The following is a 16737-nucleotide window of genomic DNA, read 5'->3' on the forward strand; positions in this document are numbered from 1 at the left end:
CCGTCATGATTATTTTGTAAAGCGTTATCATTTTAGGGGAAAGTAGGGGATTTTCGATGAACATCGGGGTAGTTTTGTTTCCATCGAAACGCATACAAGATTTTGCGAACTCGTACCGGAAACGATACGATTCGAAGTATGCTTTGATTACACCACACATTACGATGCGTGAACGTATTAATGTAGATGAAAGTGAGCTTGAAACAATCGTTGCTGAGCTGAACAAGGTTGCGCAACAAACGAAGCCACTAGCATTACACCTTCAAGGGGCACGTTCGTTCCACCCGACGAACAATGTCTTGTTCTTAAAAGTCATGCCGACGGACGAATTGGAACAATTGCACCGCGCCTTACATTCAAATGCACTCGAACACAAACCGAAATATGATTTTTTGCCACACATCACGATTGGACAAGATCTTTCTGACGTCGAATTGTTCGATGTGTTAGAGCGATTAAAAATGGAAGACATTCGTTTCCAAGAAGAGGTCACAAAAATGGCGCTTTTATATGAACTAGAAAACGGTTCATGGAGCGTCTATGAAACATTCCGTTTCACACAACACTAATAAGATAATTAAACTTCCCGGTCGAACTTACGACCGGGAAGTTTTAGTTCGGGCAATACTCCGTATGCATTCGCTTGTTCCTCTAATTCGTAATCGTGTGATTGAATGCGTTCAATCGGATTGATGCGCGCAACGGGTTCTGTTTTTCGTTCCGGCTCGACTCTGACTTGTCGGTTAACATATTGAACCACCGTGAAATCGATTTGATACATACGTCTTCCCTCCCTATCTCTGTAGTCGTTATTTTCCTCATCTATTTGTCTTATTCCCAAAATAGCTTTTTAGAAAACAAAAAAAACCAGGGTTCCCCCCGGTTTAGATACACAGTAAATAGATTGAGTACTTAAAGAATGTGGAAACCACTATCGACGTGAAGAATTTCACCCGTTACACCGCTCGACATTTGTGACAAGAGGAACAATCCACTTTGACCAATCTGTTCTGTCGAGACGTTGCGGTGAAGTGGCGCACGCTCTTCGATGCTATCGAGAATCGAATTGAAGTCCCCTACACCTTTTGCTGAAACCGTACGTACCGGACCAGCCGAAATCGCATTGACACGGACACCTTGTTTTCCGTATTCCGCCGCTAAATAACGGACGCTTGCGTCAAGTGCAGCCTTCGCGACACCCATGACGTTATAGTTCGGGACCATCTTCTCGCCACCGAGGTAAGTTAATGTGATGACTGAAGCATCTTCTGTGAAAAAGTCTTTCGCTGCTTTGACGACTGCCGTTAAGCTGTAAGCAGAAATATCAAGGGCTTGGGCAAACTGATCACGCGTTACGCCTGAAAATTCGCCTCGCAACGCCTCTTTATCGGCAAAGGCGATTGAATGGGCGATCCCTGAAATCTGTCCGTGATCCGCATGAATCTTTTGGAACACTTGCTCGATTTCTTCATCACTCGTTACGTCACATGTATAGTAAGTAGCTGGTCGCGATAATTCTTTTCCTAACTTTTCGAGCGGCGCTTTAAACCGTTCGCCTACATACGTAAACGCAAGACTTGCACCTGCCGCGTCAAGCGCTCGTGCAATTCCCCAAGCGATTGAGCGTTGATTGATGACACCCATTACAACATACGTCTTCCCCTCAAGTGAAGGATAAATATTCATTATGAGTTCCCCCTTAAATTAGTACCTGGTAATAACACCTATATCTAGGTTACAAAAACGTAACGCTTCTGTCAACCATCGCTCTTGATATTGCGATTTTGATAAATTACGTTAATATAGAAAGAGATAGAAAGTAGGGATGAAATGAACCGTTTTAAATCATTTACACAACGATATGATAACACGTTACTCTTTTTACTCGGTTGCCTAATGATCATCAGTGTCATCGCAATCTATACGGCGCAACCTTTTTTGCAAGGTGCGATTAGCGAAATCAACTTCATGGCGAAGCAGATTCAGTGGTATATCATCGGATTTATCGCATTATCCGTCGTCATCCTGATTGATTATGAACAACTCAAACGATTCCATTGGTACTTATATGGTGCCGGAATCCTTTCTTTGATCGGTCTCGTCGTCTTACGTGGAACACCGCTCGTCGCGAACATTAAAGGGGCGTACGGGTGGTATCAGCTTCCGGTCATCGGAACGGTCCAACCGGCAGAGTTCATGAAGTTCTTTTTGATTGTCTCGTTAGCCGCCGTCATCTCTGAACATAATGCACGATATGTACAACATGAACGTGATTTTTTACTTCTTCTCAAAATGGTCGGCGTAACACTACTTCCACTCGCCTTAATCATCATCCAGCCCGATTTAGGAATCGGCTTAATTTTATGTGTCATTCTGGCTTGCGCAATGCTTTTATCCGGCCTCAACTGGAAATGGCTACTGAGTTTATTTGCCTTGTTCACGGTCTCGATCGCCGCGTTTTTCTATCTCTTTTATTTTCAAAATGATGTACTTGCCACTTTCTTCCCGGGACACGCGATGAACCGGATCATGGCTTGGTTACAACCGTTCGAATATGCGGATGATTTATCGTACCAGCTCGTCCAATCAATCAATGCCATTGGCTCTGGACAAATGTTCGGCGTCGGGTACGGGAAACTCCAGGTTTCCGTGCCGGAGTTGCATACGGACTTCATTTTCACCGCCATCTCTGCCCACTATGGATTTATCGGAGCAGCTGTCGTTTTAATCATTCTCTTTTTATTCGTCTACCGTCTGATTCAAATCGCACTCGAAACCGCGGATCCGTTCGGAACATATATCGTAACCGGATATGTTGCGATGTTCACGTTTCAAATCTTCCAGAACATCGGTATGACGATGGGTGTTTTGCCGATCACCGGTCTCCCACTGCCTTTCATCAGCTATGGTGGATCGACGATGATCGTTAACTTAGTCGGACTCGGACTCATCATGGCAATTGCTTCCCAGTCACGTGTTTCGATGTTTGATGAAGATTAAAAAAAGAGTTGATTCCAAGTTATCGGAATCAACTCTTTTTATCGTTCTAAGAACAAATCACTTGGTAACGGCGCTTCGAACATGACCATCTCCCGCGTTCCCGGGTGAGGAAACCGTGCACTTGCACTATGGAGCGCCTGACGTGGAATGAGCGGCGTCCCACGATACATCGTATCTCCGACTAACGGATGACCGAGTGCTGCCAGATGAACCCGAATCTGATGCGTCCGCCCGGTTTCGAGTTTAATCTCTAACTGAGAAACCGTTCGCATGAACGCTTCAGTTGCCGTACTCTTCAAGATATGCGTGACTGCCCGTTGACCATCTTCCCGGACCATCCGTTCCATGAAGGAATGATCCGTCTGACCGATCGGTAAATCAATCGTCTGTGGAGCGAGTTCCCCTTCAATCAATGCAACATAGCGCCGATCAAGCAAACCATTTTGCTGCATCTTACTCAATTGGTGATGGGCTAACGCATGTTTTGCAAAAATCACGAGACCGCTCGTATCACGATCCAGTCGATTGACGATATGGATGGCATACGGTATCTGTTGTTGTTTATAATACCCTAACACAAAATTAGATAACGAACGTTCCGGATGGAGACGCGAGGGAATCGAAGCCATGCCTGGCGGTTTATTGACGATTAGTAACCACTCGTCTTCAAAGATGATATCGAGGTCCCCTTGTGTCGCAATCATATCTGCTGCCGGCTGTTCTTCCGGAAAAGTGACATGGATTTCGTCAGCGAGCACGACACTCTCATTGACGTTGACATGTTGACCATTTCGCAAAATGTCCCCGTGATGTTTTATCGACACGAGCATTTTGCGGGAAATTTGGAGGCGTGTCGTACAAAAGTGTCCGACACTCCAACCGACTTGTTCTTGTGTAACTGTTTCTTTCAATTCAAATGCCATCATCGCTTACCTCTTCTACTTAACTTCTTTCTTCCGCTAAAAACGACTCTCGGACACGCTCCCAGAACGGGAATGAACGAAAACGGGCGAATTTCACTTTTTTATCTGAAACACGACAACGGATTGACGTCACATTTTGGTGCACGATCGACGCATAATGATCGTACGTCAATTGAAAATCAATCGGATTGACCGGCCGGATCTCGACGTCATGGTGTTTCGGTAACAACATCGGTGAACCAATCGTCCGATACACCCGATTATTGATCGATGCCATTTCTGTGATTTGAATTGCTTCGAGTGCCGGGTGAACAATCGCTCCCCCTAATGCCTTGTTGTACGCCGTTGATCCGGAAGGCGTTGAAATACACAATCCGTCACCACGGAACGTCTCAAAGTAATCACCGCGAATCGATAAGTCACAGACGAGTGTCTGATTGAAACTCTTAATCGTACATTCGTTTAAGGCCAATAATTTGTTATGCGAGCCGTCAGCATAATCAATCGATAGCTCAAGTAACGGATATTCGACCGTCGCTAAATCCTCATCGGCGATGTGACGAATCAGTTCATCCATTTCCTCTGGACGCCAGTCCGCGTAAAAGCCTAAATGTCCGGTATGAATCCCGACGAGCGTGATGGCCTCGACTTGGTTTAAATAAGAATGGAACGCTTGTAACATCGTCCCGTCCCCACCAATCGAAATGACGATTTCAGGAGTTGCCGCGTCATGGACACTCCCTCTAGCAATCAGCGCTTGTTCTAATTGGTCGCGTAAGGTACGCGAGCGGTCATCATCTCGTGCAGTAATCGCAAAACGCATGGTCACCCTCCTACTCGCTTACTCGATTATTTGTTTGTTTAACATCTCGTTCACGTAAGACGAGCTGTGCATCTTGAATTTCTACTTTTAGTTGACTCATTTCTGCATCTAATAAAAAGGCGGCCTCTGCGGCACGTCGTAGACGTTCCCGCGTCTCTTCCGGAATATTCCCTTGATATTTATAGTTCAATGAATGTTCGATCGTCGCCCAAAAATTCATCGCCAGTGTCCGAATTTGAATCTCGACGAGCGTCGGGATTTCTCCTTCAATGGTTTGGACCGGATAGGCAATGATGATGTGGTAGGAACGGTATCCACTATCTTTTTTTTGTGTAATATAATTTCTTTCCTCGACAATTTTAAAATCACCACGTGACCGTAAGAGTTCCAGTACATGAATGATGTCGTCGACAAATTGACACATGATGCGTAAGCCGGCAATATCTTGCATCTCTTGTTCTAAAGAACTGATCGCAATCGATTTCCGCTCCGCCTTTTGCACGATACTCTTGACCGGTTTGACCCGTCCCGTGACAAATTCAATCGGTGAATGTTCCCCACGTTGCTGAAATTGTTTTCGAATGGCCTTTAACTTTACCTTCAGTTCATCTACCGCAATTTGATACGGCGCGAGAAATAAATCCCAATTTTCTTTTGTCATCGTTTTCGTCACCACTTTTAGTCTAAATTGTTGGTTCAATTCGTTCCACTACTCCATTCATGTTATCATATTTTCAAGCATTCAACTAGAAAGGTGTGAGGTACGATGAGACAAGAAATGGAAATTGAATTTAAAAACCTGCTAACGGAAGTAGAATACGAACGACTCATGAACCATTACGGCAAAGAAGTTGATCCTATATGGCAAGCAAACGATTACTTTGATACCCCTACATTCGAGTTACGCAAACAAGGGGCTGCCCTCCGGATTCGTGAAAAAAAGACCGGGCTCGTCTTGACATTAAAGCAACCAAAAGATGATGGACTGCTTGAGACGCACGTTACATTATCTGAAACGGAAGCAGAAGAACTGTTCAAGTATGGAATCATCCAGTCAGATGCAATGAACGAGCAATTGCGTCCATTCAACCTCACCTCTTCACTCGAACACTTGGGACGCCTTGAGACGACTCGCTTTGAAACGCTGCTTGAAAGTGGTCTCCTCGTTCTCGATAAAAGTAACTATCTCGGTGTGACGGATTATGAACTCGAGTTCGAGGTGACAGACTACACGCAAGGAAAAATTGCGTTCACGAAACTGTTGACAGAACACGAAATTCCGCAGCGTGAAACAAAAAATAAAATCGTCCGTTTCATGGAGCGTAAAGCGGTTTCACGCTAATCGTGTAAAAATGTACAAGCAAAACCTTTGCTCTTTCTTTTTTTTCGTTGCTAAAATAGGGTAACGATAACAACAGGAGGGGGTGAACGGATGGAACACGAACAATGTAACGGTTCATATTGTTCATTGGACGAACCATCAATTCAACAACCGACGAAACCACTAGAAATTTATCACTTTCTAGATGTGACACAAACAGATGGTTTACGGTTGATACCCGTTCTCAAGAAATTAGAGTTAGAATACGGTCATCTTTTCCGATTACGGACGATCGCAACAATTCCTTGTGCGCCGTCGCGATCAGCTTGTGATATGTCACCGTTGTTGATTTTAAAGGCACTTGAATTGCAAGGAAAGACATTTGGTATGCGTTTCATGCGACGTCTGCGGATGTTACACAACGTCGAGGGTGAGAGTGCCTATAGCCGCTCTTCCTTAATTCGCCTGGCTGAAGATTTGATTGAATTCGGTCTCGACTTGAATGAATTTCATCGTGACGTTGAATCCAATATGATTCAACGGATGCTTGAAAAGGAAACACAACTGGTGACGGAGTGGGATGTACGGATTCTTCCGACACTTGCTTTCGTTGGTGATGAAGAAGCAATCAAAGCTGAAGGTGCATATGAATATTTAGTCTATGTGTCGATTTTGAATGAATTATTAGATCAGCCGTTCGAGAAACAAGCCAAACCACCTCTCGAACAATTCTTGAGACGGTATGAAACAGCAACAACTTCTGAAATCGCCTTTATCTACGATGTGACAGAAGCTCAAATTGAACATGAACTAAAAAAACTTGCCCTCCAACAAAAATGTGTTTCACATTCTTATTGTGACGGTAAGGTATGGCGTCATTTAAAAGATTCAGCACACGCTTAATCATCAAAAAGGTGTTTCCGCAATTGCGGAAACACCTTTTTTTGATTCACATGAATATTGGATGGGGGAAAAAGAGAATCATCAGGGGATTGTGACCCTCTTCACATTATTAGTATAAAGGAGATGACCATCCTTTTCTACTGTTTGTGTAAACAGTCACAAAGTTGTCATTCTCCAAGTAACGCTTCGAATTCATCCAAGACATGCTCAAATTGACGAAGTGCTGCTTCGACTGGTGCTTTCGTCGTCATGTCGACGCCAGCCGCCTTCAATACTTCGATCGGATAATCACTTGATCCCGCTTTCAGGAAGTTCGTGATATAACGATCAACAGCCGGTTGCCCTTCTTCGAGAATCTGTGTCGTCAATGCCGCTGCTGCCGAAATGCCTGTCGCATATTGGTAGACGTAGTAATTGTAGTAGAAGTGTGGAATCCGCGCCCACTCAAGACCGATTTCTTCATCTAATACAATCCCTTCCCCAAAATATTTTTGATTCAACGCATAATACGTTTTCGTCAGGAATTCTGGTGTCAATGATTGTCCAAGACGGGCCGCCTCATGAATCTCATGTTCAAACTCGGCAAACATCGTTTGACGGAACAACGTCCCGCGGAATGTCTCAAGTTGATTGTTCAAGAGATACAGTTTTTCCTGTTTATCCGTGACCCGTTTCAGCAAGTAATCATTCAACAAGGCTTCATTGGTCGTCGACGCCACTTCCGCTACAAAAATCGAGTAATCCCCATATGCATACGGTTGGGATTGACGCGTGTAATAACTATGAACCGAATGACCGAACTCATGTGCTAACGTAAAGAGGTTATTGACGTTGTCCTGCCAATTCATCAAGATGAACGGCTGTGTATCGTATGCACCTGAAGAATATGCCCCGCTACGCTTACCACGTGTCTCGCGAACATCGACCCAGCGTTCCGTCAATCCTTCTTCTAAGATTTGCTTATACTCGTCTCCAAGCGGTGCCAATCCATCCACCATCAATTGTTTTGCTTCTTCGTACGTCACCTTCATGTCGACTTCACCGACGAGTGGTGTATACATATCATACATATGCAGCTCATCTAATCCGAGGACCCGTTTTCGTAAAGCGACATAACGATGGAGTAACGGGAGGTGCTCATGAACCGCTTCAATCAACCCATCATAGACTGCTTCCGGAATCGCATTGCCATGTAACGCCGATTGACGTGCTGACGTAAACTTACGGACGTCCGCATAGAAATTATCCTTTTTGACTGATCCTGCAAGTGTGGACGCTAATGTATTCGTATAGTTGCCATACGTCTCATACATTGCTTTAAACGCCGCTTCACGGACAGAACGGTCTTTCGACTCTAAGAATGTAATGAACCGACCATGCGTCAATTCTGTTTTTTCCCCGTCTTCGCCTTTGATTTTCGGGAATTTCAAATCAGCGTTGTTCAACATCCCGAATGTCGTACCTGATTGTCCGAGTACTTCTCCAGCTTTTGCAAGAATTGCCTCTTCCGCTTCAGTCAAAACATGTTCCCGCTCACGATTGAGTTCGTCAAATGCATGACGGTAGACGGCGAGTTTTGGATTTCGGTCTAAAAACGCCGAGATTGTCTCAACTGGTACCGCTAGCAGTTCCGGCGTCATGAACGCCAAAGATGCCCCAATTTGTGAAGCAAGTGTCCGCGCACGGTCGTTCATCGCTTGATAGAAGCTGTCTGCCGTATTCTCATCATAACGCATGTGCGCGTATGTATAGAGCTTATGCAAGCGTCTTGAAATCTCATCCCGTAGCTGTAATCCTTCAAACAGCGTTCCGTCGTCTTTGGCAAGTCGTCCTTTGTAATCTATCATCAAAGGTAACATCGCTTTGACCGATTCAAAATCCTCTTCCCATGCCTCGTTTGTTTCATAAATCGATTCTAAGTTCCACGTTTCTTCTACCGTGACATCTTTTCGTGTTAATAGTTCTGCCATATGAATCACTCCTTTACTCCATTATATACCTGTTTCCTTTTCGACAAACAACTGAACAGCTCCTGCTAAACGAACATCTTCTTCAAAACGGTTATGATGATTCAATTGATTTTCTTGATTTAAGCGTTGAGCGATGTCAATTAAGCAACTCCATTCGCCGACAACACGTTGTAGCACATCTGACGTATAGAGGATACGGCAGGTATCGAGACATGTCATCAGTGCATGCGTAAGACGGTTTTCCGTATAGGTTCCACGTAATGCTAAATAAATTGAAATTTGGAGTTCAAATGGATGGACTCGAAATGCGAGTAATGTTGTTAGTGGGAGGAAACAAAGGGCGGGAAGCGACAACACATGCATCCCTGCTTCGTAAAGGGGTTGTTTCAGGAGGTGGTTCGGCATGGAGGAGAAAAACGGACGCATCCGATACTTACGGACCATCTGAATCCAAGAGGTAAGAGGAAATTTCCGGGGAAATGCTTCAGGGGTCGGTGTCAGGAACTGTGCCAACGACATGTCAAGTCGCTGACAAATGACGAGGTGCTTCGTAAAGGGAATTGCATAACCGTAACGATTGATGTTACCATTCTCGATTAAATCGAGATAACCATTCGTCTGGAGTGCCTGTTTCATCCAACCATCCAGCTTGATGATGCGCCCGGATGTAGGATGAAACCCAATCCACCGTACCTCAAACATCATCTGGCGATCCAGCCGGTAGCGCCTCTCCCATTCTTCTCGTGTCATCTTCGAACGTTGGATCTCAATCCCAAGCCGTCGTTCAGGAAGCCAGATATCAAATCGTCGTTGACCATGCACTTTTTCTAATTCAGCAAGATAACCTACGCGACCAAAATAACGCACCAAATGCGATTTCCAGCCTAGATGCGCACTCGATTCACCTGTACATCTGGCAAGATGGACAAAGTGAATCCGTTTACGCCCCTGCCTAACCCGTAAACGGTTCAGGCAGTATGGACAAAATAACTCCATTTGTTTGAGACGTTCGGCTTGTATAAGTTGGCTGTTAATCCGCCGCCCGGATTTGTCAATAGCTTCGAACATGAAACCACTCCTTTTAGAGTAGAGGTGAGAACAGACGCGAAATCGACTCAATCAAACGTTGCGAAAAACTGCGTTGACTAAAATAGTGACGATCGACTTCAGTCGAATGCGAGAAATCCTCATAAAAATCTCGTGTGAGCTCATGAACCGAATTTGTACCATATAAAAAGGCGTTCACTTCAAAGTTTAGATGAAAACTCCTTAAATCCATATTCGCCGTACCCATCGTTGCAATCGCGTCGTCGACGACGATGACTTTAGAGTGCATGAATCCTTTGTTGTATTCATAGATTTTGACACCTGCTTGGAGCAAGTCATCGAAGTAAGAGCGACTGGCGTAGAAAACGACTTTATGGTCGGGAAAACTCGGCAACAAAATTCGCACGTCAATGCCTGACATCGCCGCTGTTTTTAGCGCTGTCATCAAATCCTCATCCGGAATCAAGTATGGGGACGCAATATAGACGGAACTACGCGCCTCCGTGATCAGCGCGAAGTAAAGCGACTTCATCGTCTCTTGCGGTTCGTCTGGTCCGCTGGCGATGATTTGAACGCCGCCTGTCGCATCCGTGACGACTTCAAGCGGTTCCATATAAAAAGGTGTGAACAGACGCTCTCCTGTCATGTAATACCAATCCTGTAAAAAAATCAATTGAAGCTCAGATACAGCCTCTCCGCGTACGATGAGATGCGTATCACGCCAAAATCCGAATGCTTTATCTTTTCCGATGTATTCATTTCCGACATTGATGCCACCTGTAAAGGCGACCGTCCCATCAATGACAACGATTTTACGGTGGTTGCGGTAATTCGATTTACTCGAAATGAACGGTAAGACGACTGGGAAAAATGCATGGACTTCAATTCCTGCTTGCATCATTTTCTTGAAATAGGCCTTATCTGTCGAAAAACAACCAACCGCATCATATAAAAAGCGGACCTCAACCCCTGCTTCTGCTCGCTCAATCAATGCAGCCTGTAACTCAAGTGCTAACGCATCATCTCTAACGATGTAGTACTCGAGATGGATGTGATGTTCTGCTCGGCGGATTTCCTCAAGCAAGAGGGGAAACTTTTCTTGACCATTCGTTAAAACCTTTGTATGGGTATTATACGAAATCGGTAGACGGCTGATTGAATCGATAAGTCTTACAACCTTCGTGTAATGTCCATGTTCGAACACTGGATTGTGTACGCCGTGATCAAACTGGGTACGATATTTAATATATGACTCTTCATCCAACATCGCTTTTAAACGGAACATTTTTTTGCGACGGTAGTTTTGACCAAAAGTAAAATAAACAAACACGCCGACGACCGGAAGTGCCATCATGACAAGCGCCCAGACCAATGTGCGCTCTGGATTACGGTTTTCAAGTAAAATAATGACAAATACACTTAAGACGATCAGGATGATGACGACCGATAGCCACCCGACCATGTAGACGCTCCAGTAATATGACAAAAACGCTAAAAGGCTAAAGGTCAACAGTAGAGTCATAAGTAATTGCACACGTCGTAGCATCTAATCCCCTCCTTTTTCTTTTTAGTTATGTATCCACATGCTTGACTCTATCATCAGAAGGGAAGTTAATGAGATGAAAACGTACATCGTAACCGGTGCGACAGGCGGAATCGGCGAAGCGACTGCGCTCCAACTCGCGAAAGAAGGACATACCATCCTTGCGTTAGGAAGAAATAGAGACAAAGGATCAGCGCTCGAACAACACGGGCAAGGCAACATTCACTTTTTCCAAGTCGACTTGGTAAATCCAGTTGAAATCAAACAGTTTTTTGACGACACAGCAACGGAATTTCCGAAGATTGATGGAATCTTCAACAATGCAGGAACTTTCGGAAAACCGGTCGCGCCGGAACGTATCACCGATTTGCAGCAGGAAGTCTTCCAAGTCAATTATCACGCGCCGGAACAAATCATTCAACTTGCAGTAAAACGTTTTACAAATGGAGCGTCAATCGTCAACAACAGCGCGATTGTCGGACATGTCAAATTCCCGGCGATGTTACTTCCTTATGCCTCATCAAAAAGTGCTCTCCTCACTCTTACGAAAACGTATGCTGCCCGGTTTCATGGAAAGTATCGCTTCAATGCGGTCTGCCCGGGTCCGGTCGATACGGCACTGAGTCACGCACTGTATGGGGGGAAAGACAAGTTCGACCTGGCGATGAAACATCACTTACGGGGAAAAGCCGCACAACCGGAAGAAATCGCTGAGGTCGTCTGTTTTTTATTATCCGATAAAGCAAGCTACATCAATGGTCAATCGTTAATCGTCGATGGCGGTTATACATTAAGCTGACTGCCCAAAAAAGGACTGCCCCTTTCGTATAGGAGCAGTCCTTTTGAGTGTACCTTTTAGTTCGTAAAATGCTTACGGATGACAGCGAAGACATCTTCTTCGATGATCGTTTTACCGTATTCTGCAATCGGATGAATCGTTTGCTCGCTAAATCGTAAATACTCGGCGATTAAACTCATCACGTTCTCTTGTCCTTCGACTTCCACGTCATCTTTGAAATGAACATGGAGGAAGTAAGAGCCATCTTTTTGATAGAGCGCTGTTTTCAATTCTTTAAAGACAGGTGCTTCTGCATATTGGCTAAGAGCAATGATATGCTCAAAATCCGTTGTTTCGAAGATGACGTCTTGGCTGAGTTCTGTTTCTTTATCGTCCGCCTCAGACATTGCTGAGCGGAGTAATGAATCTAACTCCTCTTCATCCACTTGTTCACCATCGACAGTCGTTTTAGCGATTGTGACCGTTACTTCAAGACCTTTTTCAAATGCTTGAACTTGTATCCATAGTGGACCTTCGAAGGAGATGGACTCTTTTTCATTCGCTTCATCCATCATCTGCCAGAATAACTGTTCTCCACGCTCACGGTTATACCAAATTTCGTCTCGGGCGAAGCCGCGGCGTTCGATATCCGTGTACGTAATGAAGAACTTGACCGTGTTGTCATTGACGCGTTCGATTTTCAATATGTCCACTCCTTTCATCTCGCTCTTATCTAGTATACGAACGAGCACTTAACATGGATTCAAAAAAGAATCCCTTCTTAACCATATAGGGTATATTCCTTTGTTGTCTTTATTTTAACCTTTTTTGACGGTAACAAAAAGCACACTGCTCACGGAAGCAGCGCGCTCATCATTTTTTATTCATTTACCAACCGTTGTGCTTCCATCAATTGGAAAGTACGAACTTTTCGTGGTAAGAAACGACGAATTTCATCTTCGTTGTACCCGACTTGAAGTCGTTTTTCGTCAATTAAAATCGGACGACGTAACAGACCCGGATATTCTTGAATCAAATCGTATAAATGTTGTAGTGACAAATTCTCAACAGAAACGTCAAGTTTCGAGAACACCTTTGAACGTGTTGAAATGATCTCGTCTGTTCCGTCTTCCGTCATGCGAAGGATTTGTTTGATTTCGTCGAGCGATAAAGGCTCTGAGAAAATGTTTCGTTCGACAAACGGGATTTCATGTTCTTCAAGCCACGCGCGCGCTTTACGACAAGAAGTACAGCTTGGTGAAGTATAGAGTGTTACCATTGAAAAACATCCTCCCCCTGATTTACATCATTTCGAAGCTCATGAAAAGGATGGTCCTTTTCGGAAGGTTCGATGATGATTCTATTACTTGATAGTTTACATTGAAAATAACATAAAACCCAGCTATTTTTTTAAGATGAGTGTTCTTTTCGTAAAAAAACTCGCTGGAGCCACAAAGTGACTTCAGCAAGCTGGTGTGTGATCAAAGGGCTGAGAAATCGTTTCTTTTGCTTTCGGGAGTTTCATTTCTTTTAATTTCTTTTCGAAAATATCCCGCAAAAGTCGTTTTTTCAACTTTTTCTTCTTATCACGTTCTTTCATATCCGACACCTCACTCGGTCCGAAAAAAGAACAAGCAACCAACGAAAGCTGAATTATCATCTTCTACATTAATTAGTATACCACGTTTGACTAAATTCTATTCCTACTTCAGGGAATTAAATGTGTGAGATTGTCGCTTCAGTTAGGTCCAATAGTTGCAATTTCTTGCACATTCACGTAGAGTATATAGAAATACTTACTCGTTGAAAGGAGCACTTCAGTTATGCCAGTTACTTTAGTTACGATCATCGAACACCCGATTGCCCAAAAATATTTAGAGCGTTCTGGATTAAATCATGCGATTTCAGTAGCAGAACGTGCTTTGACACTTGCGACAAAACGTGGTCTTGACGCCGATTCTGCGACAAAAGCAGCGTTGCTTCATGATATCGGTCATTATGAATGGTATACCGACGGAACGTGGAATTATGATTTATACCGTCAAAACGATATTCATGCGATTAAAGGTGCAGAACGTGCCCACAAACTATTGATCCGGTTAGGTGAAGAACCAGCACGGGCAAAAGAAATTTCGCTCGCCGTCCTCTTACACACCGATTCGTACTTGCCACCAGGCACGATCAACCGTACGCCCCTCCAGCAACTCGTCCATGATGCCGATACGTTAGAGGAACAACCGGGCGGATTGCATCACTATGAGAAAATCCCGTTTGACGAAGCCGTTAAACGGCTTGATGCGCTAGACGCTGTCGTCCACCGCTTCAGTAACCTTCCACGAATCGCTTCAGAAAACTAAAAAAAGGCATTCCTGAACGATTCAGGAATGCCTTTTTTTGTTAGACGAGCTGTGCTTGGTATGCTTCAAGTTCAGCCTCTGTCATCGATACATAATGACCTGGCTCGACTTCACGTAGTGGTGGAATACTCGAATCATCTTTCGATTTACCCACTGCTCCGCCTGCCGGACGGTCATAGATGATCCGCTTACGTGTCCGCTCATGCTCTGGGTCTGGAAGTGGGATCGCAGACAAGAGTGATTTCGTATACGCATGGACCGGGTTTTCGTATAAACGATCCGCATCACATAGTTCAACGAGGTGACCTTGGTACATAACGCCGATTCGGTCCGAAATGTACTTCACCATCGAAAGATCGTGCGCGATGAATAAATACGTCAAACTGCGGTCGCGTTGCAATTGTTTCATTAAGTTGACGACCTGTGCTTGAATCGATACGTCAAGTGCTGAAATCGGCTCATCGGCGATGATGAAGTCCGGTTCTACTGCAAGTGCACGGGCAATCCCGATCCGTTGGCGTTGACCACCAGAGAATTCATGGGGATAACGACTCGCGTGTTCCTTCGTCAGACCAACTGTTTCTAATAAATCGTAGACACGGTTATTACGCTCTTCTTTTGAATTCGCAAGACCGTGGATATCAATTCCTTCTGCGATGATGTCTCCGACTGTCATACGTGGGTTAAGCGACGCGTATGGGTCTTGGAAAATCATTTGCATCGCACGGTTGAATTTCAATTTTTCTTTGCGCGATTTTTTAGCATGAACATTTTCACCTTTGAACAAGACTTCTCCGTCCGTTGCATCATACAAGCCGATGATTGAACGACCTGTCGTCGATTTACCACAACCTGACTCTCCAACGAGACCGAGGACTTCTCCTTCATAAATATCGAATGAAAGACCGTCTACTGCTTTGACGACACGTCCGCGACCGATATTAAAGTGTTGCTTCAAGTTATTTACTTCAAGTAATTTTTTACGATTCTCCATTACTTAAGACCGCCTTTCAGAAGCGATTGCGCAAATGAGCTATCTGGACGATATTTCAATGCGAGCTCGCGGATCGCTGCTGGTGGTTCCACGTATGGAGCTTGTGGATGTAACAACCACGTTGCTGCTTCATGTGTATCTGTGATCGGGAAGAACGGAGGTTCTTTCTCGAAATCAATTTTCATCGCATACTGATTACGTGGTGCGAATGCATCACCTGTAGGCGGATGAAGTAAGTTGGGTGGTGTACCTGGAATCGCCGGTAAGTCCTGCGAACGATCGTCTGAAGGACGCGGCATCGACCCGAGCAGTCCCCATGTGTATGGGTGGCGTGGCTCGTAGAAAATCTCATCGACCGTTCCTTTTTCAATCAGTTTTCCAGCATACATAACAGCTACGCGGTCTGCCATGTTCGCAACGACACCAAGATCGTGCGTGATGAAGATGATCGCTGTACCCGTTTTTTGTTGAATATCTTTTAGGAGCTCTAAAATCTGTGCTTGAATCGTTACGTCGAGTGCTGTCGTCGGCTCATCGGCAATCAAGACTTTCGGGTTACATGCGAGCGCAATCGCGATAACGATCCGTTGACGCATTCCACCGGAAAGTTGGTGTGGATATTGTTTTAAGCGTGCTTCCGGATTCGGAATCCCGACGAGCGTCAATAATTCAAGTGTCCGTTTTTTCGCAGCGTCGCCTGTCAATCCTTGGTGACGCTTCAACCCTTCCGCAATCTGTTTATAGATTGTCATCGTCGGGTTGAGAGATGTCATCGGATCCTGGAAAATCATCGCGATATCGCGTCCGCGGACTTTTTGCATTTCTTTATCCGACAATTTGACTAAATCGCGGTCTTCAAAAATGATTTCACCCTTTGTGATTTCACCAGGAGGGTTCGGGATCAAACGCATGATTGCTTTTGACGTAACCGACTTACCTGAACCTGACTCACCAACGATTGCGAGTGTCTCGCCTTTTTTTAAATCAAACGATACGCCGCGGACGGCTTGTACCGTCCCAGCATACGTATGGAAAGCGACGGTTAGGTCGCGTACAGATAAAATAGTTTCCATTGTGG

The 16737-nt window shown here is 44.7% G+C and carries 19 protein-coding genes; 6 read left to right on the forward strand and 13 right to left on the reverse strand.

The window, feature by feature from the left end; translation table 11 throughout:
* The first annotated feature begins 56 nt into the window (after window positions 1–56).
* Entirely contained in the window at window positions 57–569 is a 513-nt protein-coding gene (locus tag KNQ04_RS00680; RefSeq protein ID WP_214846643.1) for a YjcG family protein, read from the forward strand.
* A gap of 8 nt (window positions 570–577) precedes the next feature.
* Here KNQ04_RS00680 and KNQ04_RS00685 read toward each other — a convergent pair whose 3' ends face one another.
* On the reverse strand, window positions 578–781 hold the full coding sequence (locus tag KNQ04_RS00685; RefSeq protein ID WP_214846644.1) for a hypothetical protein: 204 nt from the start codon (window positions 779–781) through the stop codon (window positions 578–580).
* A 131-nt stretch (window positions 782–912) separates the two neighbouring features.
* The gene (gene fabI / locus KNQ04_RS00690; RefSeq protein ID WP_214846645.1) at window positions 913–1686 is read right to left on the reverse strand and encodes an enoyl-ACP reductase FabI; all 774 of its coding nucleotides are present in this window, start codon (window positions 1684–1686) and stop codon (window positions 913–915) included.
* A gap of 144 nt (window positions 1687–1830) precedes the next feature.
* On the opposite strand from fabI, the gene KNQ04_RS00695 reads away from it, so the two are divergent.
* Window positions 1831–3000, forward strand: a complete 1170-nt coding sequence (locus KNQ04_RS00695) for an FtsW/RodA/SpoVE family cell cycle protein (RefSeq protein ID WP_214846646.1) — start codon at window positions 1831–1833, stop codon at window positions 2998–3000.
* Window positions 3001–3038: 38 nt separating this feature from the next.
* Here the strand turns inward: KNQ04_RS00695 and KNQ04_RS00700 are convergent, their stop codons facing one another.
* Genes KNQ04_RS00700 through yjbM form a run of 3 tightly spaced genes read right to left on the reverse strand, consistent with a single transcriptional unit; the run spans window position 3039 to window position 5407 of the window.
* The gene (locus KNQ04_RS00700; RefSeq protein WP_214846647.1) at window positions 3039–3923 is read right to left on the reverse strand and encodes an RluA family pseudouridine synthase; all 885 of its coding nucleotides are present in this window, start codon (window positions 3921–3923) and stop codon (window positions 3039–3041) included.
* Window positions 3924–3942: 19 nt separating this feature from the next.
* Window positions 3943–4746: an NAD kinase gene (locus tag KNQ04_RS00705; RefSeq protein ID WP_214846648.1), complete on the reverse strand. Its 804-nt coding sequence runs from the start codon at window positions 4744–4746 to the stop codon at window positions 3943–3945.
* Window positions 4747–4756: 10 nt separating this feature from the next.
* Window positions 4757–5407, reverse strand: coding sequence for a GTP diphosphokinase (yjbM, locus tag KNQ04_RS00710; RefSeq protein WP_214846649.1), 651 nt, complete (start codon window positions 5405–5407; stop codon window positions 4757–4759).
* 105 nt (window positions 5408–5512) lie between these two features.
* Here yjbM and KNQ04_RS00715 point away from each other — a divergent pair, with 105 nt between their 5' ends.
* Both KNQ04_RS00715 and KNQ04_RS00720 read left to right on the forward strand, forming a co-directional pair.
* Window positions 5513–6088: a CYTH domain-containing protein gene (locus tag KNQ04_RS00715; protein WP_251136808.1), complete on the forward strand. Its 576-nt coding sequence runs from the start codon at window positions 5513–5515 to the stop codon at window positions 6086–6088.
* A gap of 90 nt (window positions 6089–6178) precedes the next feature.
* Window positions 6179–6970: a DsbA family protein gene (locus KNQ04_RS00720; protein ID WP_214846651.1), complete on the forward strand. Its 792-nt coding sequence runs from the start codon at window positions 6179–6181 to the stop codon at window positions 6968–6970.
* 167 nt (window positions 6971–7137) lie between these two features.
* Here the strand turns inward: KNQ04_RS00720 and pepF are convergent, their stop codons facing one another.
* From pepF to cls, 3 genes are read right to left on the reverse strand one after another with little or no spacing between them, the layout of a single operon-like run.
* Window positions 7138–8940 (reverse strand): oligoendopeptidase F, encoded by a 1803-nt coding sequence (gene pepF, locus KNQ04_RS00725; RefSeq protein ID WP_214846653.1) that lies wholly within the window; start codon window positions 8938–8940, stop codon window positions 7138–7140.
* A 21-nt stretch (window positions 8941–8961) separates the two neighbouring features.
* On the reverse strand, window positions 8962–10008 hold the full coding sequence (locus KNQ04_RS00730; protein ID WP_214846655.1) for a competence protein CoiA family protein: 1047 nt from the start codon (window positions 10006–10008) through the stop codon (window positions 8962–8964).
* Window positions 10009–10021: 13 nt separating this feature from the next.
* Window positions 10022–11533: a cardiolipin synthase gene (gene cls / locus KNQ04_RS00735; protein WP_214846657.1), complete on the reverse strand. Its 1512-nt coding sequence runs from the start codon at window positions 11531–11533 to the stop codon at window positions 10022–10024.
* 73 nt (window positions 11534–11606) lie between these two features.
* Between cls and KNQ04_RS00740 the strand changes: the two genes are divergently transcribed.
* A complete protein-coding gene (locus KNQ04_RS00740) occupies window positions 11607–12329 on the forward strand; it encodes an SDR family NAD(P)-dependent oxidoreductase (protein WP_214846659.1) in 723 nt (240 codons plus the stop codon).
* Between the two features lie 56 nt (window positions 12330–12385).
* Here the strand turns inward: KNQ04_RS00740 and mecA are convergent, their stop codons facing one another.
* The 3 genes from mecA to KNQ04_RS00755 all read right to left on the reverse strand — a co-directional run bounded on the left by mecA (window position 12386) and on the right by KNQ04_RS00755 (window position 13908).
* On the reverse strand, window positions 12386–13012 hold the full coding sequence (gene mecA / locus KNQ04_RS00745) for an adaptor protein MecA (RefSeq protein ID WP_214846661.1): 627 nt from the start codon (window positions 13010–13012) through the stop codon (window positions 12386–12388).
* A 176-nt stretch (window positions 13013–13188) separates the two neighbouring features.
* Window positions 13189–13587, reverse strand: a complete 399-nt coding sequence (gene spxA, locus KNQ04_RS00750; RefSeq protein ID WP_029330996.1) for a transcriptional regulator SpxA — start codon at window positions 13585–13587, stop codon at window positions 13189–13191.
* A 183-nt stretch (window positions 13588–13770) separates the two neighbouring features.
* Window positions 13771–13908 carry a hypothetical protein gene (locus KNQ04_RS00755; RefSeq protein ID WP_167331086.1) on the reverse strand — a complete coding sequence of 46 codons (138 nt, stop codon included), beginning with the start codon at window positions 13906–13908 and terminating at the stop codon, window positions 13771–13773.
* A 223-nt stretch (window positions 13909–14131) separates the two neighbouring features.
* On the opposite strand from KNQ04_RS00755, the gene KNQ04_RS00760 reads away from it, so the two are divergent.
* Window positions 14132–14665, forward strand: a complete 534-nt coding sequence (locus tag KNQ04_RS00760) for an HD domain-containing protein (protein WP_214846663.1) — start codon at window positions 14132–14134, stop codon at window positions 14663–14665.
* Between the two features lie 40 nt (window positions 14666–14705).
* Here KNQ04_RS00760 and KNQ04_RS00765 read toward each other — a convergent pair whose 3' ends face one another.
* Window positions 14706–15659, reverse strand: a complete 954-nt coding sequence (locus tag KNQ04_RS00765) for an ABC transporter ATP-binding protein (protein ID WP_214846665.1) — start codon at window positions 15657–15659, stop codon at window positions 14706–14708.
* On the reverse strand, window positions 15659–16732 hold the full coding sequence (locus tag KNQ04_RS00770) for an ABC transporter ATP-binding protein (protein ID WP_214846667.1): 1074 nt from the start codon (window positions 16730–16732) through the stop codon (window positions 15659–15661). Before KNQ04_RS00770 ends, KNQ04_RS00765 begins: the two co-directional genes overlap by 1 nt.
* Between the last annotated feature and the right edge of the window lie 5 nt (window positions 16733–16737).

Origin of the sequence: Exiguobacterium sp. s193, assembly GCF_018618755.1 — a bacterium.
GTDB lineage: Bacteria > Bacillota > Bacilli > Exiguobacteriales > Exiguobacteriaceae > Exiguobacterium_A.